The organism is Mesorhizobium sp. ES1-3 (genome assembly GCF_020164795.1).
GTDB lineage: Bacteria > Pseudomonadota > Alphaproteobacteria > Rhizobiales > Rhizobiaceae > Mesorhizobium.
Genome location: NZ_JAIUGW010000001.1, coordinates 244,508 through 270,645 on the forward strand (window position 1 = coordinate 244,508; position 26,138 = coordinate 270,645).

Sequence of the window (26,138 nt, forward strand, 5' to 3'; positions counted from 1 at the left end):
CGTCATATCGGCAACCGTCAGCTCGCCTGCGGCGCCGGCAGGCGCTCCCGCAATTCGTCGACAAGCACTCTGGTGTTTTCGGAATAGTCGATCGGCACGACCACGAGGTGGACCCCGCCGCCGGTGAAGGCCTGTTCCAGTGCCGGCCGCAATTCGGCGATCGCGCCGACCCTAGTCCCCCTGGCGCCGTAGGCCTCGGCGTATTTGACGAAGTCGGGATTGCCGAAGGTCATGCCGAAATCGGGAAATTCATCGACCGCCTGCTTCCAGCGGATCATGCCATAGGCATGGTCTTCCAGCAGCAGGACGACGAGGTTGAGCTCGAGCCTGACGGCGGTCTCCAGTTCCTGGCTGTTCATCATGAAGCCGCCGTCGCCGCAAATGGCCATGACACGGCGCTGGGGATAGAGCAGCGCCGCCATCATCGCCGACGGTAGCCCAGCGCCCATGGTGGCGAGCGCATTGTCGAGCAGCAGCGTGTTTGCCATGCGCGTGCGGTAGTTGCGCGCGAACCAGATCTTGTACATGCCGTTGTCCAGCGCGAGGATGCCGTCGGCCGGCATCACGGCGCGCACGTCGTGCACGACGCGCTGCGGCGTGAAGCGGTCTTCGGTGGCGCGCGCGGCGATGCGGCTCAAAATGCCTTCGCGCAGCGGCAGCAGGGCCTGCGCGTTGGGGATCTTGCCTTCGACGCGATCGGCCAGCAGCGCCAGCGACGGACCGAGATCGCCGACGATTTCCGCTTGCGGAAAATAGACCTGCTCGACATCGGCCGTCTGGTAGCCGACATGGATGACCTTCGGTCCCTTCGCGCCCATGATGAAGGGCGGTTTCTCGACCGTATCGTGGCCGATGGTGATGATCAGGTCGGCCTGCTCGATGGCCTCGTGGACATAGTCGCGTTCCGAAAGGGCCGCCGTTCCCATGTAGAGTTCGGTGCCGCCGGGCACCGTGCCCTTGCCCATCTGCGTGGTGAAATAGGGTATCTGCGTGCGCAGAACGAACTGGGCGACATCGGGGGTCACGCGCGGCCGCGACGCCGCCGCGCCGAACATCAGCAGCGGACGCTTGGCCTCGATGATCATGCGGGCGGCGCGATCGAGCGCGCCAGCGCTGGCCAGGGGCAGTTCGACCGGATGCGTCGGCACCAAGGCAATCGGTTCGCACTCCGCCGCTGCGATATCTTCCGGCAGTTCCAGATGCACAGGGCCGGGGCGTTCTTCCTGTGCGACGCGGAAGGCTTCTCGCACCAAGGACGGAATCATCTTCGGCGAGACGATCTGGCGCGACAGCTTGGTCAGCGGCTTCATCGCAGCGACGATGTCGACGATCTGGAAGCGAGCCTGCCTGGACGACAGGATGCCCTTCTGTCCGGTGATCATGATCATCGGCATCGCGCCGAGCAGCGCATAGGCCGAGCCGGTCGTCAGATTGAGCGCGCCGGGGCCGAGCGTGGTGATGCATACACCCGGCTTGCCGGTAAGCCTTCCATAGGTGGCGGCCATGAAGGCGGCCGCCTGCTCGTGGCGGGTCAGGATCAGCTGGATCGACGAGCGGCGGATGGATTCGACAATGTCGAGATTTTCCTCGCCCGGAATACCGAAAATCCGATCGACTCCTTCGTTCTCGAGGGCCGCCACGAACAGATCCGAACCTTTGATCATGAACCGTCTCTCCTGCAATGCTGGCATTCCGTCAGCCACCTTCATATGGCACCGGAATGCGACACCTCAAAGAGCGCAAGTCGTCTGCTGGCGATCACGCCATCATTTTCGGCAATGCGGCCGCCAATGCGTCGACGGCCAGCCGGACCTTGAGCGGCAGATACGGCGTCTCCAGCCATAGCGCGTGGCAGTCGTAGGGATAGCGCGGCCGGTCCGACAACAGCTCGACCAGCGCGCCGGCCTGGATTCGTTCGCGAACCAGCCAATGAGGCAGCCACGCGAGGCCCATACCGCCGGCGGCGGCATCGGCGATGGCATCGAGATCGTCGAGCCGAAGCCGGCCGGTTGGGACGAACTCGGCCGCAGCTTGTTCCTCGCGCGGGAACAGCCAGGGCTGAACGATCATGCCGAGCCGGCGGTAGACAATCGCCTGATGATCGGCGAGGTCTTCGATCCGCCGTGGTTCGCCATGAATTTCCAGATAGGAAGGCGCGGCACAGACGACCATGTGCTGGCGTGCAACGCGGCGCGCGATCACGCCGGCCTTGTCGTCCAGATCGCCGGTCCGGATGGCGAGATCGTAGCCGTCCTCGGCAAGATCGGCGAAGCGGTCGCTCAGCGACAGGTCGAGTTCCAGCGTCGGATACCGCCGCGCCAGTTGCAGCAATACGGGGGTCACGCAGTGGCGGCCGAAATGCGCCGGCATGGTGACGCGCAATTTTCCCCGCGGTTGCGAGAGCTGATCGGCGGCAAGCGCATCGGCGGCCTCGGCCTCGGCCAGCACCAGCCGACACCGCTCATAATAGGCGCGGCCGAAATCGGTCAGGCTCTGGCGGCGCGTGGTCCGGTTGATGAGACGCACGCCAAGCCTGTCCTCAAGAAACCGGACATGCTTGCCGACCATCGGTCCGGATAGATCGAGCACGGTGGCCGCCGCCGCGAACGAGCCGAGATCAACGGCCCTGACGAACACGGCCATGCTTTCAAGCCTATCCATTTTCGAAACTCTTGGTTTCTAGTGCACAATCTAAACAGCCATTTATCGCCAAAAGGCTTCGCCTCATAGCTCATTCGGTTCAGATAATTTGGAGTGAGCAAAATGACCCGTATCGTCCGCTTCCACCAGCATGGTGGTCCCGAGGTCCTGCGCATCGAGGAGGTCGATCTTCCTCCGCCGGGCCATGGTGAGGTTCAAATCCGCGTCAAGGCATTCGGCCTTAACCGCGCCGAGGCGCTGCTGCGCGCGGGCAACTATATCGAGACACCCACCCTGCCCTCCGGGCTCGGGCTGGAAGCGGCAGGCGTCATCGAGACAATCGGCGAAGGCGTGACCGGGCTGACCCCCGGCGACGCCGTCAGTGTCATCCCGCCGCAATCGATGGTTCGCTGGCCGGCTTACGGCGAGCTTGTCACCTTTCCCGCCAGGCTTATCGTCAAACACCCGGCGTCCCTCGACTGGCAAACTGCGGCGGCGATCTGGATGCCGTACCTCACCGCCTATGGTGCGTTGGTCGAGATCGCCAAGCTGGGTGGACAAGACTTCGTCGTCATCACCGCCGCCTCCAGCAGCGTCGGCCTTGCGGCGATCCAGATCGCCAACAGGGTTGGCGCGACAACGATCGCGGTGACGCGGGCGTCGGCGAAGAGGCAAGCACTGCTCGACGCCGGTGCAACGCATGTGGTGGTCCTCGAGGAAGAGTATCTTGTGAGAAGACTGAGCCAGATTGCCGGGCCGCAAGGCGTACGCGTCGTGTTCGATCCGATCGGCGGGCCGATCTTCGAGCCGTTGACGGCGGCCATGTCGAAAGGCGGCATTCTCATCGAATATGGCGGCCTCAGCAGCGACCCGACGCCGTTTCCGTTGGCTGCCGTGTTGGGCAAGACACTGACGTTGCGCGGCTATCTCGTCCACGAGATCACCGGCAATCCGGAGAAGTTGGAGGCTGCCAAGGCGTTCATCCTCGAAGGCCTCGAGGACGACACGCTCACGCCGATCGTCGACAGAACGTTTTCCTTCGACCAGATCGTCGAGGCGCATCGCTATCTCGAATCGAACGAGCAGTTCGGCAAGATCGTCGTGACGGTTTGAGCAGCAATCATTCTCACGGGCAACATTGCCCCTTGAAGGCGCCGTGCCGCATGCCTAACTCCCGTGTGCGGGCCGGGCCCCTCTGACTGTCGCTTTTGGCGACCGTGATGTCGGACCGCTTCAACGGGCCCGTTTCCATCCTTTCGGTCAAGCGGGCTCATTTCCTTTCTGGTTAGGAGCCCCTGATGACATCTCTCCTTGGTATGGTTTGCCCCTCCTGCCGCGTCGCGCTCGTGATGAGCGAACGCCAGGGGATCGAGATCGACTACTGTCCGCAGTGCCGTGGTGTCTGGCTCGATCGAGGCGAACTCGACAAGATCATCGAGCGTTCCAGCAGGGATGCGTCGCCCGCGCCACAAGCGCAGCCGGCAGCGTTCTCGCAGCCGCGCGATGGCCGGGACCGCGATGACGACTATTCCCGCTCGCATGGCCAACGCTATCCGAAGCGGAAGAAATCATTCTTCGAAGAGCTGTTCGATTGACCGCATGAGGCCCGCCACCCGGCCAACGTTTTTGCTGAAATTTCCGAAACCACATCGATAAAGGTCACCCCGATGACTTCCCGCACAAGCCGAATTGCCGCCCTCCTCGCCGGACTGTTCCTAGCATTCTCCATGGTCGCGATCGATCATGCCGAGGCGCGGCGCGGCGGCAGTTTCGGCAGTCGTGGTACACGCACCTTCCAGTCGGCACCGCCGACCAGGACCGCGCCGGCGCCGACCGCGCCGGTCGAGCGTTCGATGACACCGAACACCGGCGTGAACAATGCGGCCCGGCAGCCGCAGGCCGGCCTGCAGAGGCCCGGCTTCATGAGCGGCTTCGGCGGAACGATGATGCGCGGCCTGCTGCTCGGCGGCCTGATCGGCCTGCTCGTGGGCCATGGTTTCGGCGGCCTCGCGGGCATGTTCGGCTTCCTGCTGCAGGCGCTGCTCATCGGTGGCGCGATCATGCTGGCCATCAGGTTCTTCCGGTCGCAATCCGCGCGAGGTCCCGCGCCCGCGCTCGCCGGCGTGGGCAATGCCCAGGCTTCACGGTTCGAGAACCGCGCAACGGCAAAGCAGGAGACAGGAACCGCGGGCTCCTTCACAATTCCCGGTTTTGGCGGCGGTTCGGGCGGAGGCCATGAGGCCACCCGCTCCGAAGAGATAACGCTGGCCCAGGCCGACCTCGACGCCTTCCAACAGCTGTTGACCGAGGTCCAGGAAGCATTCGGCCGCGAGGACCATGCCGCCCTGCGCCGGTCGGTGACGGCCGAGATGGTGTCCTATCTGTCGGAAGAACTGGCCGACAATGCCCAGAAAGGTCTCAGGAACGAAGTGTCCGATGTCACCCTGCTGCAGGCCGACATCGCGGAAAGCTGGCGCGAGGATGACCGCGACTACGCGACGGCCGCGTTGCGCTACGAGTCTCGCGACGTGATGCGCGAACGGGCGAGCGGCAAGGTCGTCGAGGGCGACCAGGACCATCCTACCGAGACGACCGAGTTGTGGACATTCACGCGTCAGAACGGCTCGAACTGGAAGCTCTCGGCGATACAAGAGGCCTGAGCCTGGCGAGTTTACCTGCTGACGGCCAACTCACGATCTGGACGCACATCGGCGTGCCGATCCCGATGGCGGAGACCGACACCGCGGGCGTCCTAAAAATAAGGCGCCTCCCGGTTCAGGCTGCCGACAAACACGAGACACGCATTCCCGACACCGCGCATGATTTCCTCCTGCCCTGCGCGCGCTTCCGCGCGCAAAAACCGGTCAAAATTTCGCCCGTCCTTGCTTGCAACGCAATCCCATATGTGAAAATAGTATTTACAAAAGAAGATTGGCGGGAGGAGACATCGTGCAATCAGGCGCTTCGATGCGTGCTCGAAGGGTTGCCCGGGCGCTCTCGCGAGACCGGTGGATTGAGCCATGAACGATTTCGCACCGACCGTCGGCGTTGCCTCGACGCATCCCAGGAACATGCCTGCGGATCATGCCGCCCTGCCGGTATGGAACGCCGAGAACTGGTTCTACGAGGACTGGCCGGTCGGCCACAAGATCCGCTCCTTGCGACGCACCATGGCGGAAGGCGACAGCCACCTCTTCAACACGCTGGTGCTCGATATCCATCCTTACGTGCAGGACCAGATGTTTGCCGAGAGCGAAGGCATTTTCGGCAAGAGGCTGATCGCCGGCGCGTTCGTTTTTTCGGCTGGGCTGGGACTTGTCGCCACCAACTGCGTCAACGCCTTTTCCTATGGCTATGACAAGCTGCGCTTTATAAAGCCTGTCTTCATTGGCGACACGATCTATTCGATCCGTTCCAACCTCGACAAAAAGCCTCGCTACAAGGAGATGGGACTGATCCGCGCCAGCTACGAGGTATTCAAGGGCGAAGGCGAGTTGGTGCTTTATTGCGAACACCTGCAAACGGTGAAGTACCGCAACCCTGCCGATTTCATCGGCAAGACGGAGAAATAGAAATGCCGGCAGCCGCCGAATTGCCGCTTGCCGGCCTCGTCGTCGTAGACATGAGCCAGTTCCTGTCCGGGCCCTATTGTTCGCTGAGACTGCTCGATCTCGGCGCCCGCGTCATCAAGATCGAGCGTCCGGATGGAGGCGACCTGTCGCGTCAGCTCTATCTCAGCGACACCGAGATCGGCGGCGATTCCACCATCTTCCACGCCATTAACCGGGCCAAGGAAAGCCTCGCCATCGACTTGAAGAACGAGGCCGATCTCAAGGCATTGCGCGGCCTTCTGGTCAAGGCCGATGTGCTGATCCAGAATTTCCGGCCGGGTGTCATCGAGCGGCTTGGCCTCGACTACGAAGCCGTCCGCCAGATCAATCAGCGCCTGGTCTATGCCTCGATCAGCGGCTATGGCGAGGAAGGCCCGTGGGTCAAGCGTCCCGGCCAGGACCTGCTGGCGCAGTCGCGCTCCGGCGTGATGTGGCTGAACGGCGACGAAGACCAGGGGCCGGTGCCGTTCGGGCTCGCCATCGGCGACATGCTGGCGGGTGCCGCCTGCGCGCAAGGCATCCTGGCGGCACTGGTGCGGCGCGGCATCACCGGCCAGGGTAGCCATATCGAGACCAGCCTTCTGGAAGCGCTGGTCGACTTCCAGTTCGAGGTGCTGACCACGCATCTCAATGACGGCCGCCGCTTGCCGCGACGCTCGAGTTTCCGCAGCGCGCATGCCTATCTCTCGGCGCCTTACGGCGTCTATCCAGCCAAGGACGGCTATCTCGCCATCGCCATGACGCCGATCCCAAAGCTCGCCGACCTTTTGTCGCTCGATGAACTGGCGCCCTACCGCGACAAGCCGGCATCGTGGTTCACCGCGCGCGACGACATCAAGGCGATCATCGCCCAGAGGATTGCAACGAAAACCATCGACGAATGGCTTGCCATTCTCGAGCCCGCTGACATCTGGTGCGCGAAGGTGTTGAACTGGCCCGAGATGCTGGCAAGCGAAGGTTTTCAGTCGCTCGACATGCTGCAGACGGTGACGCGTGAGGACGATGTCTCGATCCTGACCACCAGTTCGCCGCTCCGGGTCGATGGGATCAGAGCCAAGGTCGACCGCGCGGCGCCGCGCATCGGCGAGCACAGTGCGAAAATCCGCGCGGAGTTCGGCTTGTGACCACGCGCTTCCTTAAGCCCGCACTCAGGGGCATGACCTGGAGCCACCCGCGCGGCTACGATCCGATGGTCGCGTGTTCATCTCTGTGGCAGCAGAAAACCGGCGTTGTCGTCGAATGGGACAAGCGTTCGCTGCAGGATTTCGAATCCTTCCCGATCGAGGAGTTGGCGCGGGCCTATGACCTTATCGTCATCGATCATCCGCATGTCGGCCAGGTCACGGCGGAGCGCTGTCTCGAGCCTCTCGACGTCGCCGGCCGCGAGGCGGAGCGCGCCGCGCTTGCCTCGGGCAGCGTCGGCCAGTCCTATCCGAGTTACGCCTGGCAGGGCCGGCAATGGGCGTTTCCGATAGACGCGGCGGCCCAAGTGCAGGCCTGGCGGCCGGACGCGCTCGATGCGCCGGCGGCGACGTGGGGCGAGGTGCTTGATCTCGCCCGGCAGGGCCGCGTGCTGCTGCCGCTGCGGCCACCCCACTCGCTGATGACCTTCTATACGCTGGCCGGCAATCTCGGGCATCCCTGCGCGATCGATCCGTCGGGCGATCTCATCGACGTCGAGACGGGCTGCGAAGTCTTCGAGACGATGCGAGAGATCGCGGCGCTGGTCGACCCCACCTGCTTCGACATGGACCCGATCGCCATTTCGGAGCGCATGGCCGAGGCCGGTTCCCGCATTGTCTGCGCGCCGCTGATCTATGGCTATGTCTCTTATGCGGCGTCGGGTTTTCGCGCGAACAGGCTGGCCTTTGCCGATATCCCGATCATTGGTTCCAATGGCCCGATCGGCTCGGCGCTCGGCGGCACCGGCATTGCGGTCTCGGCCTTTTCCAAGGCGAAAGACGCGGCGATCGATTTCGCCTATTGGGTCGCCAGCGGCGATGTCCAGCGCGGCAGCTACGCCGCCGCCGGCGGCCAGCCGGGCCATGCGGCTGCCTGGGAAGACCAGATGGTCAATGAAGCGACCGGTGACTTCTATCGGGACACGCGCGCGACGCTTGAGGGGGCTTGGGTGCGGCCGCGCCATGACGGCTACATGGCATTCCAGCAGGCGGCGTCCGACCGCATCAATTCCGGCCTGGCCTCCGGCCACCCAGCCGGCCAGGTCGTCGCCGATCTCATCAGCCTGTTTCGGGCCAGTACCCAGGTAACCAACATCACCTGAGGGACCTGGCCTGGGTCTTATTTCAGCCGCCATAGCTTGCGGGCATTGCCCGACAGCAGGCTGTCGCGCTCCGCAATGCTGCAGCCCGAAAGCAGCGCATGTGTCGCCGCCACCCAGGTCGAGAGACCGCCACCAAGCGTGCAGACCGGCCAATCGCTGCCCCAGACGACACGGTCCCAGCCGAATGAATTGATGGTGTGTTCGACGTAAGGCCGCAGCGTCTCGACGGTCCAACTGCCGGGGTCTGCATAGGCGACCACGCCGGAAATCTTGGCCATCACGTTCGGACGCCGCGCGATCTCGCTCATATGTTCGCGCCACGGATGCTCGGCCCCGCCCTTGATATCGGGGACACCGCAATGGTCGAGCACGAACTGCACGTCGGGCGCCAGATCGGCGAGCGCAATCGCCCTCGGGATCTGGTGCGGCAGCACGACAAGATCGAAGGTCAGGCCAGTGCCGCCAAGCCGTTTGATGTTCTCGCGGAACAATGCGCCTTCCGAAAGATCGTCCGGCACGACGTGGAGGACACGGCGAAAGCCCTTGACGAAGGGATTTGCCCGCTGGCGTTCAAGATAGGCCGGGAAATCCGCCTCTTCGGGACGGCAAGGTGCAATCGCCCCGGTGAGCATGCTGCCCGCTTGCCGCGCCAGGCCCTCCACACGTGCGGTCTCCGCCTCGATGTCGGTCGGGTCGACATCGACCTCCATATGCAGCACACGTCCGACGCCGACACGCTGGGCCTCCACCGCATATTCCTCGTAGGAGAAATCGCGGTTCAGCGCCGGCACTCCCGCAAGCCAGGGATAGCGCAGCGCCGAGCGATCGATGAGATGCAAATGGGTGTCGATGATCATGGCGAGGCTCCTCCGGTAGCTTTACTAGATCATCTCACGGGGGAATTCTTCATTCAAATAAGAATTCACGCTGATGAACCGACAGCCGACCCGGCCAGGTGCGACAGCTTTTCACAGGTTGCCAACAGCAACTCGATGGTTCGGGTGATATCGGGCGCGGACGGAGCGTTGACCACGGTGATGTAGGGGATCGACAGAGCCGCGATGGCCTTGCCGTCGGAACCACGCACCGGGGCGGAAAGGTTGAAGACGCCCGCGGTCTGCATGGAAGCCATCATCTCGTAGCCGCGGTCGCGGATCTGGTCGAGACGGGCGAAGAACTCGGCCGGCTGCGCGGTCTTGTCGGTGCTGCGGACATGTTCGGAAATCATCATCTGCCGCTCTTCCGGCGAACGAAAGGCGAGCAGGACATGGCCTGAACCGGTGTCGAACAGGCTGATATGCGAGCCGACCCGGATCGAAATCCCCCAATAGTTCGGCGCCTCCTGCTGGCCGATCACGACAGCAGAACCGCGATCAAAAACAACGAGTTGATTGGCCTGCTGCGAAGTCTCGGCCAGCTCGCGCATCAGCGGCGTGGCATAGGAAACCAACCTGCGCACCGGTGCGTGCAATTGCGCCAGGCCGAACAGCTTGAGCGTCAGCGAATAACGGTCGCCATCCAGCCGCGTGACATAGCCACGCCGCACCAGCCGGTCGAGCATGCGGTAGAATTCGTTAGGGCTGCGGTCGAGTTTCTTGGCGATTTCCGCCTGGGTCAGGCCGCCGTCGACGCCGGCCAGCAATTCGAGGATGTCGAGCCCCTTGTCGAGCGCCGGCGCGCGATAGCGCTCGTCTTCGCTGTCGTCCATGGGGCATCCCTCCAGTGAATTCAGCTCTTCATATACGCAGGAACGCGACCGACGGAAACAAATTTCGCCTTGACGTGTCCATGAATGTTTTGTTTGTATATGAATGTAGCACTTCTTGTCATCGGACGAGTTGCGGTCGCCACCGAGGCGCACCCAGGGAGGATATCAATGAACAGACTGCTTTCCGGCGTGTCCGCCGGTGCATTGGCGCTCGCATTTGGTGCGGGTGCTGCCCTTGCCGGCGACCTGCCCGGCAAGTTCGAAGGCGTGACCGTCGACGTGAAACTGATCGGCGGCCAGCAATATGAAAAGCTCTACGAGCGCATACCCGAATGGGAGAAGGCGACCGGCGCCAAGGTCAACATCCTGACCAAGAAGAACGGCTTTGACATCGACAAGGAGCTCAAGTCCGATATCGCCTCGGGCAGCACCAACTGGTGCGTCGGCTGGAACCATTCCTCCTTCGCGCCGCAGTACACCGGCCTCTATACCGATCTCAGCAAGCTCCTGCCGAAGTCGGAGATCGACGCCTTCGTACCCTCGACGATCAAGGCTGCAACCATTGACGGCAAGCTGGAGATGCTGCCGCGCGCGCAGTTCGACGTCTCGGCGCTCTACTATCAGAAGAGCCTGTACGAGAACGCCGACAACAAGACCAAGTTCAAGGCCAAATACGGCTACGATCTGGTGCCGCCGGACACCTGGAAGGAAGTCACCGACCAGGCCGAGTTCTTCGCCAACCCGCCGAATTTCTACGGCACGCAATTCGCCGGCAAGGAAGAGGCGATCAACGGCCGCTTCTATGAAATGGTCGTCGCCGAGGGCGGCGAATATCTCGACAAGGACGGCAGGCCGGTCTTCAATTCCGAGGCCGGCATCCGGGCGCTCGACTGGTTCGTCAACCTCTACAAGGCCAAGGCCGTACCGGCCGGAACCACCAACTACCTCTGGGACGATCTCGGCCAGGGCTTTGCCTCGGGCACCATCGCCATCAATTTGGACTGGCCGGGCTGGGCCGGCTTCTTCAACGATCCGAAGTCGTCGAAGGTGGCGGGCAATGTCGGCGTCAAGGTCGCGCCGAAAGGCTCCGCTGGAGTACGCACCGGCTGGTCGGGTTTCCATGGCTTCTCGGTGACCGAGAACTGCCCGAACAAAGAGGCAGCCGCATCGCTCGTCTGGTGGCTGACCAACGAGGACAGCCAGAAGCTCGAGGCCGCCGCCGGCCCGCTGCCAACCCGCACCGCGGTCTGGGACTGGGACCTGCAGCAGGCCGCGAACGATCCTTACAAGAAAGAGGTTCTTTCCGCTTTCCAGGAAGAAGCCAAGCACGCCTTTGCCGTGCCGCAGACGCCTGAGTGGATCGAGATCTCGAACGCCGTCTATCCCGAGCTGCAGGCCGCCATCCTCGGCGACAAGACCTCCAAGCAGGCACTGGATGAAGCCGTCGCCAAGGCGACGCAGATCCTGCAGGACGCCGGCAAGCTCTAGGCGTTGTTCCCAAGACCGCCTCCCCCATTGTGAATGGGGGAGGCGATCGCGTCTTTCCTGTGCTGTCCATTCAGCCGGTCGGGCTCGGCCCAAAATTGCATGCCAGATATCAAAGGACCCCGATGAAGGGCTTCAAGCCATCCGCACCATTCCTGCTGCTGCTTCCGGCCATCATCGTGCTGGCGGCGGTCGTCGTGGTGCCGTTGCTGCTGTCGCTCTATTCCAGCTTCACGCCTTTCCGGCTGACCAAGCCCGAGACATTCTTCGTCTTCATCGGCTTGCGGAACTATCTTTCGATCCTGGCCAACACCGATTTCTGGTGGGCGTTCGGGCGCACCGTTCTTTTGCTGACGATCGCGCTCAATCTCGAAATGCTGCTTGGCCTCGGGCTTGCCATGCTGGTCGAGAAGGCGACACGCGGCCAGCGCATCCTGCGTACGCTGATGATGTTTCCGATGATGTTCTCGCCGATCCTGGTCGGCTTCCAGTTCAAGTTCATGTTCAACGACAATATCGGCCTGGTCAACAATGCGCTGCAATCACTTGGCATCACCAGCGACGCCATACCGTGGCTGATCGAAGGCCATCTCGCCTTCATCGCCATCTCGATTGCCGAGATCTGGTCGTCGACGGCGATCTTCGCCATCCTGATCCTCGCAGGGCTGCTCGCCATGCCCAAGGAGCCGATCGAGGCGGCGCGTGTCGATGGCTGCACGCCGTGGCAGACATTCCGCTATGTCACATGGCCCTTCGTCATGCCTTTCGCCTACATCGCCATGACCATCCGCTCGCTCGACGTGGCGCGCGCCTATGACATCGTCAAGATCATGACCGACGGCGGACCGGCCGGCCGCACCGAACTCTTGTGGACGCTGGTGGCGCGCACCGCCTATAGCGACGGACGCATGGGCATGGCCAACGCCATGGCCTATTTCTCGATCCTGCTGTCGATCGCTTTCACCGTCTATTTCTTCAACAAGCTTGCCGCGGCGCGCACGCAGATCGGTGCGGAGTGGTGAAGGGCGGAGTGGTGATGGACGAGAATTCTTCCGCCCGCCTGCAGCGCCGGCTGCTCGGTATCGTCTATCGCGTCGGCCTGTTACTGGCGATGCTGACGATCTGCCTGCCCGGCCTGTGGATCGTGCTGTCGTCGCTGCGACCGACGGTCGAGATCATGGCCAAGCCGCCGGTGTGGATTCCGCAGGATATTTCGTTCGACGCCTATGTCGCGATGTTCTCGGGCATCGGCAAGGGCGGCATTCCGGTCATCGAATATTTCCGCAACTCGCTGATCATCTCGGTGACCTCGACGGTGATAGCGGTCGCCATCGGCATGGCCGGCGGCTATGCCTTCGCGCGCTATCGTTTTCGCGGCAAATCCAGCGTCTTCCTCGGCCTGATGCTGACGCGCACGGTGCCGGGCATCGCGCTGTCGCTGCCGCTGTTCTTCCTCTATGTGCGGCTCGGAATCATCGACACGCATTTCGGGCTGATTCTTGCCTATGTCGCGCTGAACGTGCCGTTCACGATCTGGCTGATCGACGGCTTCTTCCGCCAGGTGCCGAAGGACCTCGCGGAGGCAGCACAGATCGACGGCTGCACGCGCTGGCAGGCCTTCTGGCAGGTTGAGTTCCCGCTCGCCGGGCCAGGCATCGCGTCGGCGGCGATCTTCGCCTTCCTGACTTGCTGGAACGAGTTCGCGCTGGCCTCCCAACTGACCCGCTCTGTCAGCGCCAAGACGCTGCCGGTCGGCCTGCTCGACTACACGGCCGAGTTCACCATCGACTGGCGCGGCATGTGCGCGCTGGCCGTGGTGATGATCATCCCGGCGCTCACCCTCACCTACATCGTCCAGAAACACCTCGTCGGCGGCCTGACCTCCGGCGCGGTGAAAGGCTGATCTCATGGCAACGGTTTCCCTCAAAAAGCTGACCAAGCGCTACGGCAATATCCAGATCGTGCACGGCATCGACCTCGATATCACGGACCGCGAATTCATCGCGCTGGTCGGCCCGTCAGGCTGCGGCAAGTCCACGACGTTGCGCATGATCGCCGGGCTGGAAGAGATCAGCGCCGGTTCGATCGAGATCGGCGGGCGCGTCGTCAACGATTTGCCGCCGCGCTCGCGCAACATCTCCATGGTGTTCCAGTCCTACGCGCTTTATCCGCACATGACGGTGCGCGAGAATCTCGGCTTCTCCCTCAAGATCGCGGGTGCCGCCAAGGACGATATGGACCGTCGCGTCGCCGAAGCTTCAGCCATCCTCGGGCTCGATGCGCTGCTCGACCGCCGCCCGTCGCAACTCTCCGGTGGCCAGCGCCAGCGTGTCGCCATGGGCCGTGCCATCGTGCGTGACCCCGATGTCTTCCTGTTCGACGAGCCGCTTTCCAATCTCGACGCCAAGCTGCGCACGCAGATGCGCACCGAGATCAAGAAGCTGCACGCCAAGGTGCAGTCGACGGTGATCTACGTCACCCACGACCAGGTCGAGGCGATGACGCTTGCCGACCGCATTGTCATCATGCGCGATGGCTATATCGAGCAGGTCGGCACGCCCGACGAGGTTTTCCGCCGGCCAGCGACGCGCTTCGTCGCCGGCTTCATCGGTTCGCCGCCGATGAACCTGCACGAGGCGACGATCGACGACGGCCAGCTGGTTTTCATCAGCGGCGCCAAGCTGCCCCTGCCCGCCCAGTTCAAGGCCAATGTCGCCGCCGGCGACAAGGTCGTGTTCGGGCTGCGGCCGGACGATATCTATCCGACCGGCCACGGCATCAGTTCCGGCGGTGCCGCCGACGTGCATCAGATCGAACTGCCTATCACGGTCACCGAGCCGCTCGGCAACGAGACGCTGGTGTTCGTCGAGTTCAACGGCAGCGACTGGGTTTCGCGCATGCTGAACCCCCGCCCGCTGCGATCCGGGGAGCGCGTCGCCATGAGCCTCGACCTGTCGCAGGCGCATCTGTTTGCCACCGAGACCGGGAAGACATTGCGGAGCTGACCGACATGGCAAGAATCGAAAAGATCGAACTGCGGATGGTCGACCTTGTGCCCAAGGTCAAGCGCACCGACGCCATCCAGAGTTTCGTCAGCCAGGAAACCCCGATCGTGACGATCACCGATTCCGACGGGGCGGTCGGTGCCGGTTACAGCTACACGATCGGCACCGGCGGTTCGTCGGTGATGCGGCTCTTGTCCGACCACCTAGCGCCGCGCCTGATCGGCCGCGATTCTGATATGATCGAGGCGATCTGGCACGATCTCGAATTCGCCACCCACGCCACCACGATCGGTGCGATCACGGCCATCGCCATCGCGGCAATCGACACGGCGCTCTGGGACCTCAGGGCAAAGAGACAGAACCTGCCGCTGTGGAAGCTCGCTGGCGGCGCCAAGGACCGCTGCCCGCTCTACACCACCGAAGGCGGCTGGCTGCACATCGAGACGCAGGCTTTGGTCGATGATGCACTGGCCGCCAAGGCGAAGGGATTTCGCGGCTCGAAGGTGAAGATCGGCAGACCGCACGGATCGGAGGATCTTGCGCGCCTATCGGCGGTGCGCAAGGCGGTCGGCGACGGCTACGAGATCATGACCGACGCCAACCAGGGTTTCTCGGTCGACGAGGCGATCCGGCGCGCGGCGAGGTTGCGCGAGCTCGACCTCGCCTGGATCGAGGAGCCGCTGCCGGCCGACGACATCGACGGACATATCAGGTTGTCGAACTCGACGCCGACGCCGATTGCCATCGGCGAGTCGCTCTATTCCATGCGCCACTTCCGCGAATATATGCAGAAAGGCGCCTGCTCGATCGTGCAGGTCGATGTCGGCCGCATCGGTGGTATCACGCCCTGGCTCAAGATCGCCCATGCGGCGGAGGCCTTCGACATTCCGGTTTGCCCGCATTTCCTGATGGAATTGCATGTCAGCCTGACCTGTGCTGTTCAGAACGGCAGGTATGTCGAGTACATTCCGCAACTCGACCAGTTGACCGGCAGGCATATGCGCATCGAGGATGGGCATGCGCTGGCGCCCGACGAGCCTGGTATCGGCATCGATTGGGACTGGGACGCGATCAAGGCCATGAGCATCGCCGAATTCACCACGGCGATCACGAAATAGGGGAACTGATATGCAGCGGATGGGAATGGTTCTGGGGCTGAAGCCGGAGAAGGTCGAGGAGTATGTCCGCCTTCACGCCGCCGTCTGGCCCGACGTGCTGACCATGATCTCGGCCTGCAACATCAAGAATTATTCGATCTACCTGAAGCGGCCGGAGAATCTGCTGTTTTCGTATTTCGAATATCACGGCACCGACTACGCGGCCGACATGGCCAAGATGGCAGCCGACCCGAAGACGCAGGAATGGTGGGCTGTCTGCATACCCTGTCAGGAGCCCTTGCCGACCCGCAAGGATGGCGAGTGGTGGGCTTCGATGGACGAGGTCTTCCATCATGACTAGGGGTTTCGACCCTGCCTCGCTCGTCCAGTCCTGGCCAAAACCCTCGAAAACCCGGCCGATCGTCACCTTCGGCGCCGGCTCGATCGTCGACGACGCGCATTTTCCGGCCTATCGGAAGGCGGGATTTCCGATCGCGGGTCTCTATGATCCGGATCAGGCCAAGGCGCAGGCCCTGGCCGACAAATGGGGCGTGACGGCGTTCCGCTCGGCGGAAGAAGCCGCTGGGGTCAAGGATGCGATCTTCGATCTGGCAACGCCGCCGGGGCGGCACGCCGAGATCCTGAAGGCTCTGTCCGACGGTGCGGTCGCACTGATCCAGAAGCCGATGGGCAACTATCTCGGCGAGGCAACCGAAATCCTCGAAATATGCCGCGCCAAGAATCTCAAGGCGGCAGTGAATTTCCAGTTGCGCTTCGCGCCGATGATGCTGGCGCTGAAGGACGCAATCGCCAATGGCTGGCTCGGCGAGGTCGTCGATTTCGACGCCTGGCTGGCGCTGGCGACGCCGTGGCAGTTGTGGGAATTCCTGCTCAAGGCGCCGCGCGTCGAGATCGCCATGCATTCGATCCACTATCTCGACCTGATCCGGCAATTGCTCGGCGATCCCAAGGGAGTGCATGCCAAGACACTTGGCCATCCCAACCACAAGGTGGCGCAGACGCGCACCAGCGCCATCCTCGACTATGGCGACACGGTGCGCTGCGCGCTGTCGATCAACCACGACCACAAGTTCGGGCGCCGGCACCAGGCCTGCGAGTTCCGCATCTGCGGCACCGAGGGTGCCGCCTACCTCAAGCTCGGTCTCAATCTCGACTATCCCAGAGGCGAACCGGACATTCTGGAGATCTATCCGAAAGGCGGGGCCGATTGGATTGCCGTGCCTTTGGCCGGCGAATGGTTTCCCGATGCCTTCGTCGGGCGCATGGCCAATGTCCAGCGCTTTGCCGCAGGCGAAGACGATGAGCTGATCAGCCCGGTCGAGGACGCCTGGAACACCATGGCTCTGGTGGAAGCCGCCTATCGTTCGAGTGCGGCGCCAGCGACGCCGATCGCGGAAAGACCCTGATGGAACAGATCCAGTATTTCGAGGACTACGAGATCGGCTCGATGCGGCTGACCAGCGGCCGCACGATCACCGAGACCGACTTCATCGTCCATGCCGGCCACACCGGCGATTTCTTCCCGCACCACATGGACGCCGAGTTCATGAAGACGACGCCGTTCGGCCAGCGCATCGCGCATGGCACGCTGGTGTTCTCGGTCGGGATCGGGCTGACGGCGAACGTGATCAACCCTGTCGCCTTTTCCTATGGCTACGACCGGCTGCGCTTCATCAAGCCGGTGTTCATCGGCGACACGATCCGCACGCGCACCACCATCGCGGCCAAGGAGGACGACCCCAAGCGACCGGCTTCAGGACGGGTGATCGAACGCTGCGAGGTGATCAACCAGCGCGATGAAGTGGTGCTGGCGGCCGACCATATCTACATCGTCGAGCGCAAGCCGGCGCAGGGCTGAAACTCGGCGTAATCCTACGCACCGGTGGCGCGCGCGGTGATGCGCTCCAGTCCGAACAGCAGCGAACCGGTCCGCAGGCAACCGCTATGACATTGATCGCGGACGGCTCTGCCCTCGGTCTAGGATTTTCACGATAGCCCGCCGCCGTCTATCGCATTGACGAGTGTCTCGCTTCCTTCACGCGTATGCTGTCTCAGAACACTCACGGCCTTCTTGCCGTCGCGCTGACGGCAAGCGGCCAGCAGATGGCGATGCTCCGTCTGCGAGTGGGTGCGATAGTCGAGGTTCGACAGCAGGATACGGACATAGCGGTCGGCCGCGTTGTGATGCGCGTCGATCAGGTCAAGCAAACGACGGTTGCCGCAGGCATCGTAGAGCGAGAGATGAAAGACCCTGTTCAGGGCGCCCCAGCGGCCGACATTGCGCCCCGCGTCGATCTGATCGAGCACCTGCTCGGCTTCTTCAAGCTTGGCTCCGGGCAGGACCGGAACGGACAGCCGGAGCGCCTCGCATTCCAGCAATTCGCGGACCGCGTAGATTTCGGTGATCTCGGCGCCGTCCATCCCCGCGACATGCGCCCCCTTCGTGGGATGAATGGAAACAATGCCTTCTGCCTCCAATTGGCGAAGCGCGTCCCGGATGGGCATGCGGCTGAAGCCGAACTGCTCGGCCAGTTCATCCTGACGCAGCGTGGCGCCGGCCTTCAACGATCTGCTGGCTATGGCCTCGCGCAAAACGTTGGCGACCTGTTCGGCCACCGTCTGCGGCCTCTCGATCAGGCCTTCCATAAATCCGCGCAATCGATGCTCCCGTGCCACGCGATGGCCAGCCTAGTGGAAAACCTGCGGGGATATAAGTATCCCCGTGTACGAGAGCGGTTTGGTTTCCAGCGGAGGAGTGACACCGGGGCTATGGATGGCTGGGTCCGCCCGGCATGGTCCGGGCGGAGAAATCACGTCGGTCAATCGACCTTCACGGCGACCACCGCGGCGCAGTCGCCGGCCTTTACCAGGCCAGGGAAATGCCGCGCTGTCAGCATGCCCGACATTTTCGCCCGTATTTCCTGAGGCGCAACGCCGGTGCGGCCGGTGGAATGAATGCGGGCCAGCACCGCGCCTTCTTCGACGGACTCGCCAAGATCGACCATGGTTTCGATCATGCCGTCGTCCTCGGCGAAACAGAAGCAATCTCCCGAGGGCATGTCCAGCCACTGGGTTTTGCCCATCTCGACCGCCCCGGCGACGATACCGGCATCACGCAACACGTTGAGCATGCCGCGCCGGGCGATCCGCACCGTCTCGGCTCGGGATGTGCCGCCGCCGCCGAGCTCCGTGGTGACGAAGACCTTGCCCATCTCTTCGGCCGCCGTGTCATACATGCCAATCGCATCGATCTCGGTCATGCGCATCGAGAACGGCGCCGAGAATGCCGCCACCGCGGCAAAGGCTTTCTGCTCCAGCGCCTTGTCGGGCAAGGTATGGGCGGCGCAGAACGGCACGAAATCCAGCGTTTTGCCCCCGGAATGGAAGTCGAAGACGATGTCCGCGCGGGGCAGCAACTCGCGTTGGAAGTAATCGGCGATCTTCTGCGTCACCGTGCCGTCCGGCCGGCCGGGAAAGCTGCGGTTCATGTTACCCTTGTCGATCGGCGAGGTGCGCGTGCCGGCCCGAAAAGCCGGATAGTTCATCGCCGGCACGATGATCACCGTGCCGCCGACCTGGCTGGGATCGAGCGTGCGGGCGAGTTCGTAGAGCGCCAGCGGCCCTTCATACTCGTCGCCATGATTGCCGCCGGTCAGCAGCGCTGCCGGCCCCTTGCCGTTGCGGATGACGCAGATCGGGATCATCACCGAGCCCCAGGCCGAGTCGTCGCGGCTATAGGGGAGGCGCAGGAAACCATGCTGGACGCCGTCGCGATCGAAATCGACGGTCGGTGCGATCGGCGACGGGCGAAGACTGGACATCGGGCTCAATTCTTCACCACCAGCTTGCGCGGCACATTGGCCAGGCACTCCACACCGGTTTCGGTGATCAGGATGGACTCGGTAATCTCCAGCCCCATCGTCTCCAGCCACAAACCGGTCATGAAATGGAAAGTCATGCCGGGCTTGAGCTCGGTGCGATCGCCGGGGCGCAGGCTCATCGTGCGTTCGCCCCAGTCCGGCGGATAGGAAATACCGATCGAATAGCCGGTGCGGTTGTCCTTAACGATACCGTATTTCTTCAGCACGGCGAAAAAGGCATTGGCGATGTCCTCGCAGGCATTACCCGGCTTTGCGGCGGCAAGGCCTGCTTCCATGCCTTCCAGCGTCGCTTTCTCGGCATCGAGGAATTCCTGCGTCGGCTTGCCGAGGAAGACGGTGCGCGACAGCGGGCAATGGTACCTGTTGTAGCAGCCGGCGATCTCGAAGAAGGTGCCCTCGCCCCGTTTCATCGGCTTGTCGTCCCAGGTCAGATGCGGCGCCGAGGCGTCCGCGCCTGACGGCAGCAGCGGAACGATCGCGGGATAATCGCCGCCGATGCCGTCGACGCCGCGCGTGCCGGCATCATAGATCTCAGCGACCAGATCGCATTTGCGCATGCCGACTTCGATCTTGTCGAAGATGCGCTGATGCATCGCCTCGACGATGCGGGCGGCCTTGCGCATATAGTCGATCTCGGTCGGGCTCTTCACCGCGCGCTGCCAGTTGACCAGCGCGGTAGCATCGACGAAGCGAGCGTTGGGCAGATGCTGCTGCAGAGAGGCGAAGGCGGCGGCGGAGAACCAGTAATTGTCCATCTCGACGCCGATGGTGAGCTTGCCCCAGCCGCGATCGGTCAGCACGCTGGACAGGAAATCCATCGGATGGCGCTCGGTCGATTGCACATAATGGTCGGCGTAGCCGACGATGTTGTCGTGAGCGAGATAGGCGGTGCGCTTGGCGCCGTTGGCGTCCTGGCCACGGCCGTACCAGACCGGCTCGCCCGACGGCGGCACGATGACCGCCTGATGGACGTAAAACGACCAACCATCATAGCCGGTCAGCCAGGCCATGTTGGAGGGATCGCTGATAACAAGGAGATCGACGCCCTTCGCCTCCATGGCTTTCCGCGTCTTGGCGAGGCGTTCCCCATATTCGCTCCGCGAGAATCTCAAGTTCGGCTGCATTTTGTTGGTCCTCGTTTGTTAGGGCTGGAGCTGTTTCAACTCCGTTGAATCGGGCTCCAGCTAGTTCTTTTTGTCGCAGCATGATCTGCCGGGAAAACCGGTTGCCATTGTTCCGGATCATGCTCCTGCGGCCGGCATCAGCTTTCAAAAATCGTTCCGGCTTTCGCGGCCAGCGCGCGGTCGCGGGCGAGCGTGGCGATCGCCGTATCCTGCACGCCGGTGCCGGTAAGATCGACGATGGTGATGTCGCTGGTCGAGCGCCGGCCGTGCTTCGCGCCGGCGATGATCTGGCCGAGCTCGGTCACATCCGTCTCGGCCGGCATCACGCCCGCCGCGATGGCATGGTGCAGTTCGCCCAGGCGCCGCGTCTGCTTCGCGCTGTCGGCGACATAAAGATCGGCCATGCGCAGGATCGCCGGCGCGATCTCGTTCTTGTGCTCGGCGTCGGACCCCATGGCGGTGATGTGCTGGCCGGCCGAGACAAACCCTGCCTTGATCAGTGGTTCGGTCGACGGCGTGGTGGTGACGATGATGTCGGCGCCGGCAACAGCGTTGGCCGCTTCGGGTTCGGCGCGCACGTCGATGCCGAGCTTTTCGCGCAAGGCGGCCGCGGCAGTCTCCGCCTTGGCGGCATCGCGCGCCCAGATTCGCGCCTGCGTGATCGGCCGCACCAGCATCAGGGCTTCCAGCTGCAGCCCTGCCTGGACGCCGGCACCGAAGATCGCGGCGACGGATGAGTCCGGTCGCGACAAGTGTTTGGCCGCTACGGCTCCGGCGGCAGCGGTGCGAATGTCGGTCAGATAGCCGTTGTCGAGCAGCAAGGCCTCGACCAACCCTGTCTCCGATGACAGCAGCACCATCATGCCGTTCACGCTGGGCAGGCCGAGCTTGGGATTGTCAAAGAAGCCGGGGCTGATCTTGATGGCGAAGCCATCGATACCAGGCACATAGGCGGTCTTCACATCAACCTCGCCGCGATGCTGCGGAATATCGAGCCGCAGGATCGGCGGCATCGCCACCGGCAGCGTGGCAAGCGCGCGGAAGGCATTTTCGACACAGGCGACGGCATCGAGATCGAGCGTCACGATTGTGCGCAGTTCAGCTTCGGTGAGGATCGTCATTCTGCTCATGCGGCGCGCTCCGAAATCGATGGTATCTCCCCGCAGACGACCTTCCTGTGCAGTTCCATGTCGATGTTGCGGCCGGAAAGCAGAACCACCACCGGCCCCTGCACCTTGACCTTGCCGGCGAGCAGCGCGGCGATGCCTACCGCACCTGCTCCTTCGACGATCTCGCGTTCCTGTTCATAGGCATGGCGAATGCCGGCGGCGATTTCGTCCTCACTGAGCAGGATGACATCGTCGAGCAGGTCGCGGCACATGGCGAAGGTCAGCCGGTTGTCGAGGCCGATGCCGCCGCCGAGCGAATCCGCCAGCGTCGGCAGTTCCTCGGCCAAGACAGGGCGGCCCGCATCGAGGCTGGCCTTCATCGCGGCGCCACGTGCCATCGACACGCCGATTATTTTTGTGCCGGAGTTAATGCCTTTGATTGCGGCAGCAACACCGGAGGCCAGTCCGCCACCGGAGAGCTGCACCAGGACGAGAGCGGCATCCGGGACCTGCTCCATCACCTCCAGTCCGAGCGTGCCCTGGCCGGCAATGATGGCCGGATGGTCGAAGGGCGGCAGCATGACAAGCCCCTCCTCCGCCACCAGCCGCTCGACCTCCTGCTGGGCGTCGTCCTGGCTGTTGCCGACAATACGGATTTCCGCGCCGAGGCGGCGGATTTCGTCCAGCTTATTCTTGGGCACCAGTCGAGACATGCAGATCACCGCACGCATGCCCTCCAGCTTGGCCGCGTGGGCGAGCGCGCGGCCATGATTGCCGGTCGATGCCGCAACGACGCCGCGCGCCTTCTCCTCGGCATCAAGCGAAGCGACGGCGTTCGAAGCGCCGCGCAGCTTGAAGCTGCCGGTGGTCTGGCGGTGCTCAAGCTTGAGATGAACCGGGACGTCCAGCCGTTCGGAGAGATTCGCCGAAAGCACGACCGATGTGCGCTCGATCTTGCCGGCAATTCGCTCGCGGGCGGCACGGATATCGCCAAGGGTTACTGTCGCCATGATCGTCAGTCGCGCGACAAGGGCAGCGTCATCAGACGGCCGAATTCGGGATGGGCTGTCTCATCATTGCAAAGGCGCAGACAATTCCAGGCCGTCGCCTGGTTGCTGGTCACCACCGGGCGGCCGGTCGCCTGCTCCATGCCGGAGACCGCGAGCGCGCCGCGCAGTGCCGTGCACGACACGAAAAGCGCATCGGCCTCAGGATGCATTGCCTGGCGTGCGAGATCGACAAGCGTCGCCGGGGCGATGCGCGCCATCTCACGGTCGTCCTCGAAGCCGAGACAAGTGAAGCTTAGGATTTCGAAGCCACGTTCGGCGAAATAGGTCGCCATCGGCCTGGAGGTTTCGGCCGTATAGGGCGTGAGGATGCTGATCCTGCGCACGCCAAACGCATTCAGCCCGCGCACGCCGGCCATTGTTGGTGTCACGACGGGCACGCCCGGCTTGGCGGCCTTGATCGCAGCCTCGACCTCTCCATCGCCAATCACAACCGAGGCCGACGTGCAGGAATAGCAGATGGCGTCGAGCGGCTCATCGGGCAGGATCAAGGCCGCGCCCGCCGTCAGCGCCGGCTGCATCTTGCGCAGATTCTCAGGCGTCGTCGGATTGGCGTAGGGAATGCGGGCGACGTAGACGCCGATCCGTTCGCTCGCCACCATGCGGCGAAAATCCGGCTCGGTCGTATGGTCGGTGGCCAGGATGATCAGGCCGACACGCCGCCTCAGCGGGCGGTCATCGAGCGCTGGCCGGTTGGGTGCCACTTTGATCTCGGGCAAGGGCTTCATCATTTATCTTTCAATCTTGCCGTAGCGGCGTTCCAGCCAGCGCAACAGTACGACCGAAATCAGGCTAATGGCGAGGAAGAAGGCACCGACCAGCGTGATCGGCTCGAGGTAGCGATAATAAGTGTTGGCGACGCTTTTTGCCTGGTTCATCAATTCCAGCACGGTGATGGCCGAGAGCAGCGGCGTCTCCTTGAACATGGCGATGAAGTAGTTGGCCAATGCCGGGATCATCGGTGGAATGGCCTGCGGGATGATGATGTGGGACCAGGTCTGCCGGGCGCTGAGATTGCACGCCTTGGCGGCCTCCCACTGGCCACGCGGCACATTGTCGATGCCGGCGCGGTAAACTTCCGCCGTATAGGTGCCGTAATGCAGGCCGAGCCCGATGACGCCGGCGACCAGCGGCGGCAGCAGGATGCCGATGTCGGGGAGCACATAGAAGATGAAATAGAGCTGCACCAGGAGCGGTGTGCCGCGGATGAATTCGGCCACCCAGCCGACGGTGCGCGACACCGCCTTGTTGGGCGAGCGGCGCGCCAGCGCGATCCCCAACCCGACGATCGCCGCCAGCACCGAGCCGAGCAGCGTCGCCAGGATGGTGATCTTTACCCCCTGGATCAGCGTCGGCAGGATCTGCCGGACAAAATCCCAATCCCAATCCATCAGCGGGCCCAATTCATCGGGAATGCTTTGGCCATCAGACTCGCACTCCGTCGAGGCCGCGTGCCATGCGGCGTTCCAGCGAGCGCACACCCCATGAGATGAGCAGCGCCAGGATGAAATAGATGACGAGGATGGTGGTGAACGGCACCATGGTGTTGCCGGTCTGGGAGCGCACCACCTGTGCCTGGAAAGTGAGGTCGGCGAGCGAGATCAGCGAGACCACGGATGTCGCCTTGAGCAGCTCGATGGCATTGTTGCCGAAGGTCGGCAGCATCACCAGAAACGCCTGTGGCAGGATGACGTGGCGCATCCCTTGCCAGCGGCCCAGATTGAGCGCGATGCAGGCCTCATGCTGTTCGCGGCCGATCGATTGCACGGCGCCGCGCACCACCTCGGCGGCATAGGCTCCGACATTCAAGCCCAGCGCCAATACGCCGGCCTGCAGCGGAGTCAGTTCGAGACCCAGCAAGGGCAACACGAAATAGGCGAAGAACAGCTGCACGAAGATCGATGTGCCGCGGAAGAATTCGATGTAGGCCGTCGCCAAGGCCCGCAGCGCGAAGAAGCGCGACAGGCGCCCCAAGCCGGCCAGAAAGGCCATGATCAGGGCCAGCACCGATCCCATCAGCGTCAGCTCGATGGTGACAAGCGCGCCCTGCAATATCAGGCCGAAATAGCCGGACCACTGGGTCATTGAGTTTCCAACGTTTGTAGTACTAGGGTCCTTCTCCCCGTTTACGGGGAGAAGATTGCCGGCAGGCAGATGAGGGGCAGCGCTAGCGTGGCAGAAGTTCGCGCCGCCCCTCATCCGTCACTTCGTGACACCTTCTCCCCGTGAACGGGGAGAAGGCAAAAAGAACGGCTACTTCGCCGCGCAGAGTTTTTCGCGCGTGGTGGACATCGCCGCCGCCGCCGAGAAGCCATAGGGCTCGATGATCTTGGCGAACTCACCCGACTTCTTCATCTTGGCCAGTTCGACATCATAGGCATCGCGCAGAGCCTCGTCGCCTTTCTTGAAGGCAGCGCCGTCGCAATAGACCGGCGCGCCCTGCACCGGGGCGATGACTTCGAGGTTCGGATCGGCGGCCTTCTTCATCAGATCATTGATCGACAGCACGGGCAGCGAATAGGCATCGATGCGGCCATCCTGCACCATCTTCAGGCCGCTCTGGCCATCCGGTACGACGATGACACGTTCACGCGGCACGCCGGCGTTGAGCGCCAGCTTCTCCTCGGTGCCGCCGCCGGGCGCGCCGATGGTGGCGGACGTGTCCTTGGCGACATCCTCGTAGCTCTTGAAGCCCTTCGGATTGCCTTTCTTTACCAGCATCGCCTCGGCGTCGCACAGCACCGGTTCCGAATAGGCGACCGCCGCGCAGCGCTCCGGCTTCATGAACAGGCCGGCGGTGACGACGTCGAAGCGGCCAGCCTGCAGGCCGGGGATCATCGCGCCATACTCAGAGATCGAGGCGACGATATCGGCCACTCCGAGTCGCTTGAAGATTTCGCGCGCCACGTCAGGCGCGGCACCAGACACCTTGCCGTCGGCGGCGACCGCCGTATAGGGCGGCTCGTTGGCGATGGCGACGCGTGCGAACCCTTGCGCCTTGAGTTGTTCGAGCTTCTTGTCCGCGGCCGAGCCGATGCTCGACGTCGCAAGCACCGCCGTAATTGCAAGGCCCGCGACGCCGGCCAGAATGCCAAGTTTCTTCATT

27 protein-coding genes are annotated in these 26,138 nt (G+C 63.2%); 14 read left to right on the forward strand and 13 right to left on the reverse strand.

Translation table 11 applies throughout. The features are described from left to right. Positions 1-17 precede the first annotated feature (17 nt). Both LB536_RS01165 and LB536_RS01170 read right to left on the reverse strand, forming a co-directional pair. Positions 18-1,664, reverse strand: a complete 1,647-nt coding sequence (locus LB536_RS01165) for an acetolactate synthase large subunit (protein ID WP_224589807.1) — start codon at positions 1,662-1,664, stop codon at positions 18-20. Between the two features lie 94 nt (positions 1,665-1,758). Further along, on the reverse strand, positions 1,759-2,661 hold the full coding sequence (locus tag LB536_RS01170) for a LysR family transcriptional regulator (protein WP_224589808.1): 903 nt from the start codon (positions 2,659-2,661) through the stop codon (positions 1,759-1,761). Positions 2,662-2,763: 102 nt separating this feature from the next. Between LB536_RS01170 and LB536_RS01175 the strand changes: the two genes are divergently transcribed. The 6 genes from LB536_RS01175 (at position 2,764) to LB536_RS01200 (ending at position 8,535) form a co-directional block, all read left to right on the forward strand. Continuing rightward, entirely contained in the window at positions 2,764-3,753 is a 990-nt protein-coding gene (locus LB536_RS01175) for a zinc-dependent alcohol dehydrogenase family protein (RefSeq protein WP_224589809.1), read from the forward strand. Between the two features lie 182 nt (positions 3,754-3,935). Beyond that, entirely contained in the window at positions 3,936-4,235 is a 300-nt protein-coding gene (locus LB536_RS01180; RefSeq protein ID WP_181178436.1) for a zf-TFIIB domain-containing protein, read from the forward strand. Positions 4,236-4,307: 72 nt separating this feature from the next. Continuing rightward, the gene (locus tag LB536_RS01185; protein ID WP_224589810.1) at positions 4,308-5,300 is read left to right on the forward strand and encodes a Tim44 domain-containing protein; all 993 of its coding nucleotides are present in this window, start codon (positions 4,308-4,310) and stop codon (positions 5,298-5,300) included. Between the two features lie 360 nt (positions 5,301-5,660). Next, positions 5,661-6,212 (forward strand): MaoC family dehydratase, encoded by a 552-nt coding sequence (locus tag LB536_RS01190; RefSeq protein WP_224589811.1) that lies wholly within the window; start codon positions 5,661-5,663, stop codon positions 6,210-6,212. Positions 6,213-6,214: 2 nt separating this feature from the next. Beyond that, a complete protein-coding gene (locus LB536_RS01195; protein WP_224589812.1) occupies positions 6,215-7,375 on the forward strand; it encodes a CaiB/BaiF CoA transferase family protein in 1,161 nt (386 codons plus the stop codon). 32 nt (positions 7,376-7,407) lie between these two features. Next, positions 7,408-8,535 (forward strand): extracellular solute-binding protein, encoded by a 1,128-nt coding sequence (locus LB536_RS01200; protein ID WP_224590073.1) that lies wholly within the window; start codon positions 7,408-7,410, stop codon positions 8,533-8,535. 17 nt (positions 8,536-8,552) lie between these two features. On the opposite strand, the gene LB536_RS01205 is transcribed toward LB536_RS01200, so the two are convergent. After that, positions 8,553-9,392, reverse strand: a complete 840-nt coding sequence (locus tag LB536_RS01205) for an amidohydrolase family protein (RefSeq protein ID WP_224589813.1) — start codon at positions 9,390-9,392, stop codon at positions 8,553-8,555. Between the two features lie 65 nt (positions 9,393-9,457). Continuing rightward, positions 9,458-10,243, reverse strand: coding sequence for an IclR family transcriptional regulator (locus LB536_RS01210; RefSeq protein ID WP_023771193.1), 786 nt, complete (start codon positions 10,241-10,243; stop codon positions 9,458-9,460). A gap of 168 nt (positions 10,244-10,411) precedes the next feature. Between LB536_RS01210 and LB536_RS01215 the strand changes: the two genes are divergently transcribed. The 8 genes from LB536_RS01215 to LB536_RS01250 all read left to right on the forward strand — a co-directional run bounded on the left by LB536_RS01215 (position 10,412) and on the right by LB536_RS01250 (position 17,709). Continuing rightward, a complete protein-coding gene (locus tag LB536_RS01215; RefSeq protein ID WP_224589814.1) occupies positions 10,412-11,731 on the forward strand; it encodes an ABC transporter substrate-binding protein in 1,320 nt (439 codons plus the stop codon). A 122-nt stretch (positions 11,732-11,853) separates the two neighbouring features. Next, a complete protein-coding gene (locus LB536_RS01220; RefSeq protein WP_140757771.1) occupies positions 11,854-12,750 on the forward strand; it encodes a carbohydrate ABC transporter permease in 897 nt (298 codons plus the stop codon). A gap of 14 nt (positions 12,751-12,764) precedes the next feature. Next, on the forward strand, positions 12,765-13,631 hold the full coding sequence (locus LB536_RS01225; RefSeq protein ID WP_224589815.1) for a carbohydrate ABC transporter permease: 867 nt from the start codon (positions 12,765-12,767) through the stop codon (positions 13,629-13,631). Positions 13,632-13,635: 4 nt separating this feature from the next. Then, the gene (locus tag LB536_RS01230; RefSeq protein ID WP_224589816.1) at positions 13,636-14,733 is read left to right on the forward strand and encodes an ABC transporter ATP-binding protein; all 1,098 of its coding nucleotides are present in this window, start codon (positions 13,636-13,638) and stop codon (positions 14,731-14,733) included. A gap of 5 nt (positions 14,734-14,738) precedes the next feature. After that, positions 14,739-15,851: a mandelate racemase/muconate lactonizing enzyme family protein gene (locus tag LB536_RS01235; protein WP_224589817.1), complete on the forward strand. Its 1,113-nt coding sequence runs from the start codon at positions 14,739-14,741 to the stop codon at positions 15,849-15,851. 10 nt (positions 15,852-15,861) lie between these two features. Beyond that, positions 15,862-16,191, forward strand: a complete 330-nt coding sequence (locus LB536_RS01240; protein ID WP_140757815.1) for an L-rhamnose mutarotase — start codon at positions 15,862-15,864, stop codon at positions 16,189-16,191. Continuing rightward, complete coding sequence (locus LB536_RS01245) at positions 16,184-17,257, forward strand: Gfo/Idh/MocA family protein (protein WP_224589818.1); 1,074 nt, start codon at positions 16,184-16,186, stop codon at positions 17,255-17,257. Before LB536_RS01240 ends, LB536_RS01245 begins: the two co-directional genes overlap by 8 nt. Then, complete coding sequence (locus tag LB536_RS01250) at positions 17,254-17,709, forward strand: MaoC/PaaZ C-terminal domain-containing protein (RefSeq protein ID WP_181182809.1); 456 nt, start codon at positions 17,254-17,256, stop codon at positions 17,707-17,709. Before LB536_RS01245 ends, LB536_RS01250 begins: the two co-directional genes overlap by 4 nt. A gap of 128 nt (positions 17,710-17,837) precedes the next feature. Here LB536_RS01250 and LB536_RS01255 read toward each other — a convergent pair whose 3' ends face one another. The 9 genes from LB536_RS01255 to ehuB form a co-directional block, all read right to left on the reverse strand. Then, positions 17,838-18,497, reverse strand: coding sequence for a GntR family transcriptional regulator (locus tag LB536_RS01255; RefSeq protein ID WP_224589819.1), 660 nt, complete (start codon positions 18,495-18,497; stop codon positions 17,838-17,840). Between the two features lie 173 nt (positions 18,498-18,670). Next, on the reverse strand, positions 18,671-19,672 hold the full coding sequence (doeB, locus tag LB536_RS01260) for a N(2)-acetyl-L-2,4-diaminobutanoate deacetylase DoeB (protein WP_224589820.1): 1,002 nt from the start codon (positions 19,670-19,672) through the stop codon (positions 18,671-18,673). A gap of 5 nt (positions 19,673-19,677) precedes the next feature. Next, positions 19,678-20,856 carry an ectoine hydrolase DoeA gene (doeA, locus tag LB536_RS01265; protein ID WP_224589821.1) on the reverse strand — a complete coding sequence of 393 codons (1,179 nt, stop codon included), beginning with the start codon at positions 20,854-20,856 and terminating at the stop codon, positions 19,678-19,680. Positions 20,857-20,993: 137 nt separating this feature from the next. Then, entirely contained in the window at positions 20,994-21,986 is a 993-nt protein-coding gene (gene eutC, locus LB536_RS01270) for an ectoine utilization protein EutC (protein ID WP_224589822.1), read from the reverse strand. Further along, positions 21,983-22,975, reverse strand: a complete 993-nt coding sequence (gene eutB / locus LB536_RS01275) for a hydroxyectoine utilization dehydratase EutB (protein ID WP_140757780.1) — start codon at positions 22,973-22,975, stop codon at positions 21,983-21,985. Before eutB ends, eutC begins: the two co-directional genes overlap by 4 nt. A 5-nt stretch (positions 22,976-22,980) precedes the next feature. Continuing rightward, positions 22,981-23,760, reverse strand: coding sequence for an ectoine utilization protein EutA (gene eutA / locus LB536_RS01280; RefSeq protein ID WP_224590074.1), 780 nt, complete (start codon positions 23,758-23,760; stop codon positions 22,981-22,983). Between the two features lie 3 nt (positions 23,761-23,763). Beyond that, positions 23,764-24,423 carry an ectoine/hydroxyectoine ABC transporter permease subunit EhuD gene (gene ehuD / locus LB536_RS01285; protein ID WP_127870505.1) on the reverse strand — a complete coding sequence of 220 codons (660 nt, stop codon included), beginning with the start codon at positions 24,421-24,423 and terminating at the stop codon, positions 23,764-23,766. A 34-nt stretch (positions 24,424-24,457) separates the two neighbouring features. Continuing rightward, positions 24,458-25,117 (reverse strand): ectoine/hydroxyectoine ABC transporter permease subunit EhuC, encoded by a 660-nt coding sequence (gene ehuC / locus LB536_RS01290; RefSeq protein ID WP_140757782.1) that lies wholly within the window; start codon positions 25,115-25,117, stop codon positions 24,458-24,460. A 168-nt stretch (positions 25,118-25,285) separates the two neighbouring features. Continuing rightward, positions 25,286-26,137, reverse strand: coding sequence for an ectoine/hydroxyectoine ABC transporter substrate-binding protein EhuB (gene ehuB / locus LB536_RS01295; RefSeq protein ID WP_140757783.1), 852 nt, complete (start codon positions 26,135-26,137; stop codon positions 25,286-25,288). Between the last annotated feature and the right edge of the window lies 1 nt (position 26,138).

Excerpts from the sequence above, each read along its gene's own strand:
- LB536_RS01165 (WP_224589807.1), bottom strand. The coding sequence starts at position 1,664 with ATGATCAAAGGTTCGGATCTGTTCGTGGCGGCCCTCGAGAACGAAGGA.
- LB536_RS01170 (WP_224589808.1), bottom strand. The coding sequence starts at position 2,661 with ATGGATAGGCTTGAAAGCATGGCCGTGTTCGTCAGGGCCGTTGATCTC.
- LB536_RS01175 (WP_224589809.1), top strand. The coding sequence starts at position 2,764 with ATGACCCGTATCGTCCGCTTCCACCAGCATGGTGGTCCCGAGGTCCTG.
- LB536_RS01185 (WP_224589810.1), top strand. The coding sequence starts at position 4,308 with ATGACTTCCCGCACAAGCCGAATTGCCGCCCTCCTCGCCGGACTGTTC.
- LB536_RS01190 (WP_224589811.1), top strand. The coding sequence starts at position 5,661 with ATGAACGATTTCGCACCGACCGTCGGCGTTGCCTCGACGCATCCCAGG.
- LB536_RS01195 (WP_224589812.1), top strand. The coding sequence starts at position 6,215 with ATGCCGGCAGCCGCCGAATTGCCGCTTGCCGGCCTCGTCGTCGTAGAC.
- LB536_RS01200 (WP_224590073.1), top strand. The coding sequence starts at position 7,408 with ATGACCTGGAGCCACCCGCGCGGCTACGATCCGATGGTCGCGTGTTCA.
- LB536_RS01205 (WP_224589813.1), bottom strand. The coding sequence starts at position 9,392 with ATGATCATCGACACCCATTTGCATCTCATCGATCGCTCGGCGCTGCGC.
- LB536_RS01210 (WP_023771193.1), bottom strand. The coding sequence starts at position 10,243 with ATGGACGACAGCGAAGACGAGCGCTATCGCGCGCCGGCGCTCGACAAG.
- LB536_RS01215 (WP_224589814.1), top strand. The coding sequence starts at position 10,412 with ATGAACAGACTGCTTTCCGGCGTGTCCGCCGGTGCATTGGCGCTCGCA.
- LB536_RS01220 (WP_140757771.1), top strand. The coding sequence starts at position 11,854 with ATGAAGGGCTTCAAGCCATCCGCACCATTCCTGCTGCTGCTTCCGGCC.
- LB536_RS01225 (WP_224589815.1), top strand. The coding sequence starts at position 12,765 with ATGGACGAGAATTCTTCCGCCCGCCTGCAGCGCCGGCTGCTCGGTATC.
- LB536_RS01230 (WP_224589816.1), top strand. The coding sequence starts at position 13,636 with ATGGCAACGGTTTCCCTCAAAAAGCTGACCAAGCGCTACGGCAATATC.
- LB536_RS01235 (WP_224589817.1), top strand. The coding sequence starts at position 14,739 with ATGGCAAGAATCGAAAAGATCGAACTGCGGATGGTCGACCTTGTGCCC.
- LB536_RS01240 (WP_140757815.1), top strand. The coding sequence starts at position 15,862 with ATGCAGCGGATGGGAATGGTTCTGGGGCTGAAGCCGGAGAAGGTCGAG.
- LB536_RS01245 (WP_224589818.1), top strand. The coding sequence starts at position 16,184 with ATGACTAGGGGTTTCGACCCTGCCTCGCTCGTCCAGTCCTGGCCAAAA.
- LB536_RS01255 (WP_224589819.1), bottom strand. The coding sequence starts at position 18,497 with ATGGAAGGCCTGATCGAGAGGCCGCAGACGGTGGCCGAACAGGTCGCC.
- doeB (WP_224589820.1), bottom strand. The coding sequence starts at position 19,672 with ATGTCCAGTCTTCGCCCGTCGCCGATCGCACCGACCGTCGATTTCGAT.
- doeA (WP_224589821.1), bottom strand. The coding sequence starts at position 20,856 with ATGCAGCCGAACTTGAGATTCTCGCGGAGCGAATATGGGGAACGCCTC.
- eutC (WP_224589822.1), bottom strand. The coding sequence starts at position 21,986 with ATGAGCAGAATGACGATCCTCACCGAAGCTGAACTGCGCACAATCGTG.
- eutB (WP_140757780.1), bottom strand. The coding sequence starts at position 22,975 with ATGGCGACAGTAACCCTTGGCGATATCCGTGCCGCCCGCGAGCGAATT.
- eutA (WP_224590074.1), bottom strand. The coding sequence starts at position 23,760 with ATGAAGCCCTTGCCCGAGATCAAAGTGGCACCCAACCGGCCAGCGCTC.
- ehuD (WP_127870505.1), bottom strand. The coding sequence starts at position 24,423 with ATGGATTGGGATTGGGATTTTGTCCGGCAGATCCTGCCGACGCTGATC.
- ehuC (WP_140757782.1), bottom strand. The coding sequence starts at position 25,117 with ATGACCCAGTGGTCCGGCTATTTCGGCCTGATATTGCAGGGCGCGCTT.
- ehuB (WP_140757783.1), bottom strand. The coding sequence starts at position 26,137 with ATGAAGAAACTTGGCATTCTGGCCGGCGTCGCGGGCCTTGCAATTACG.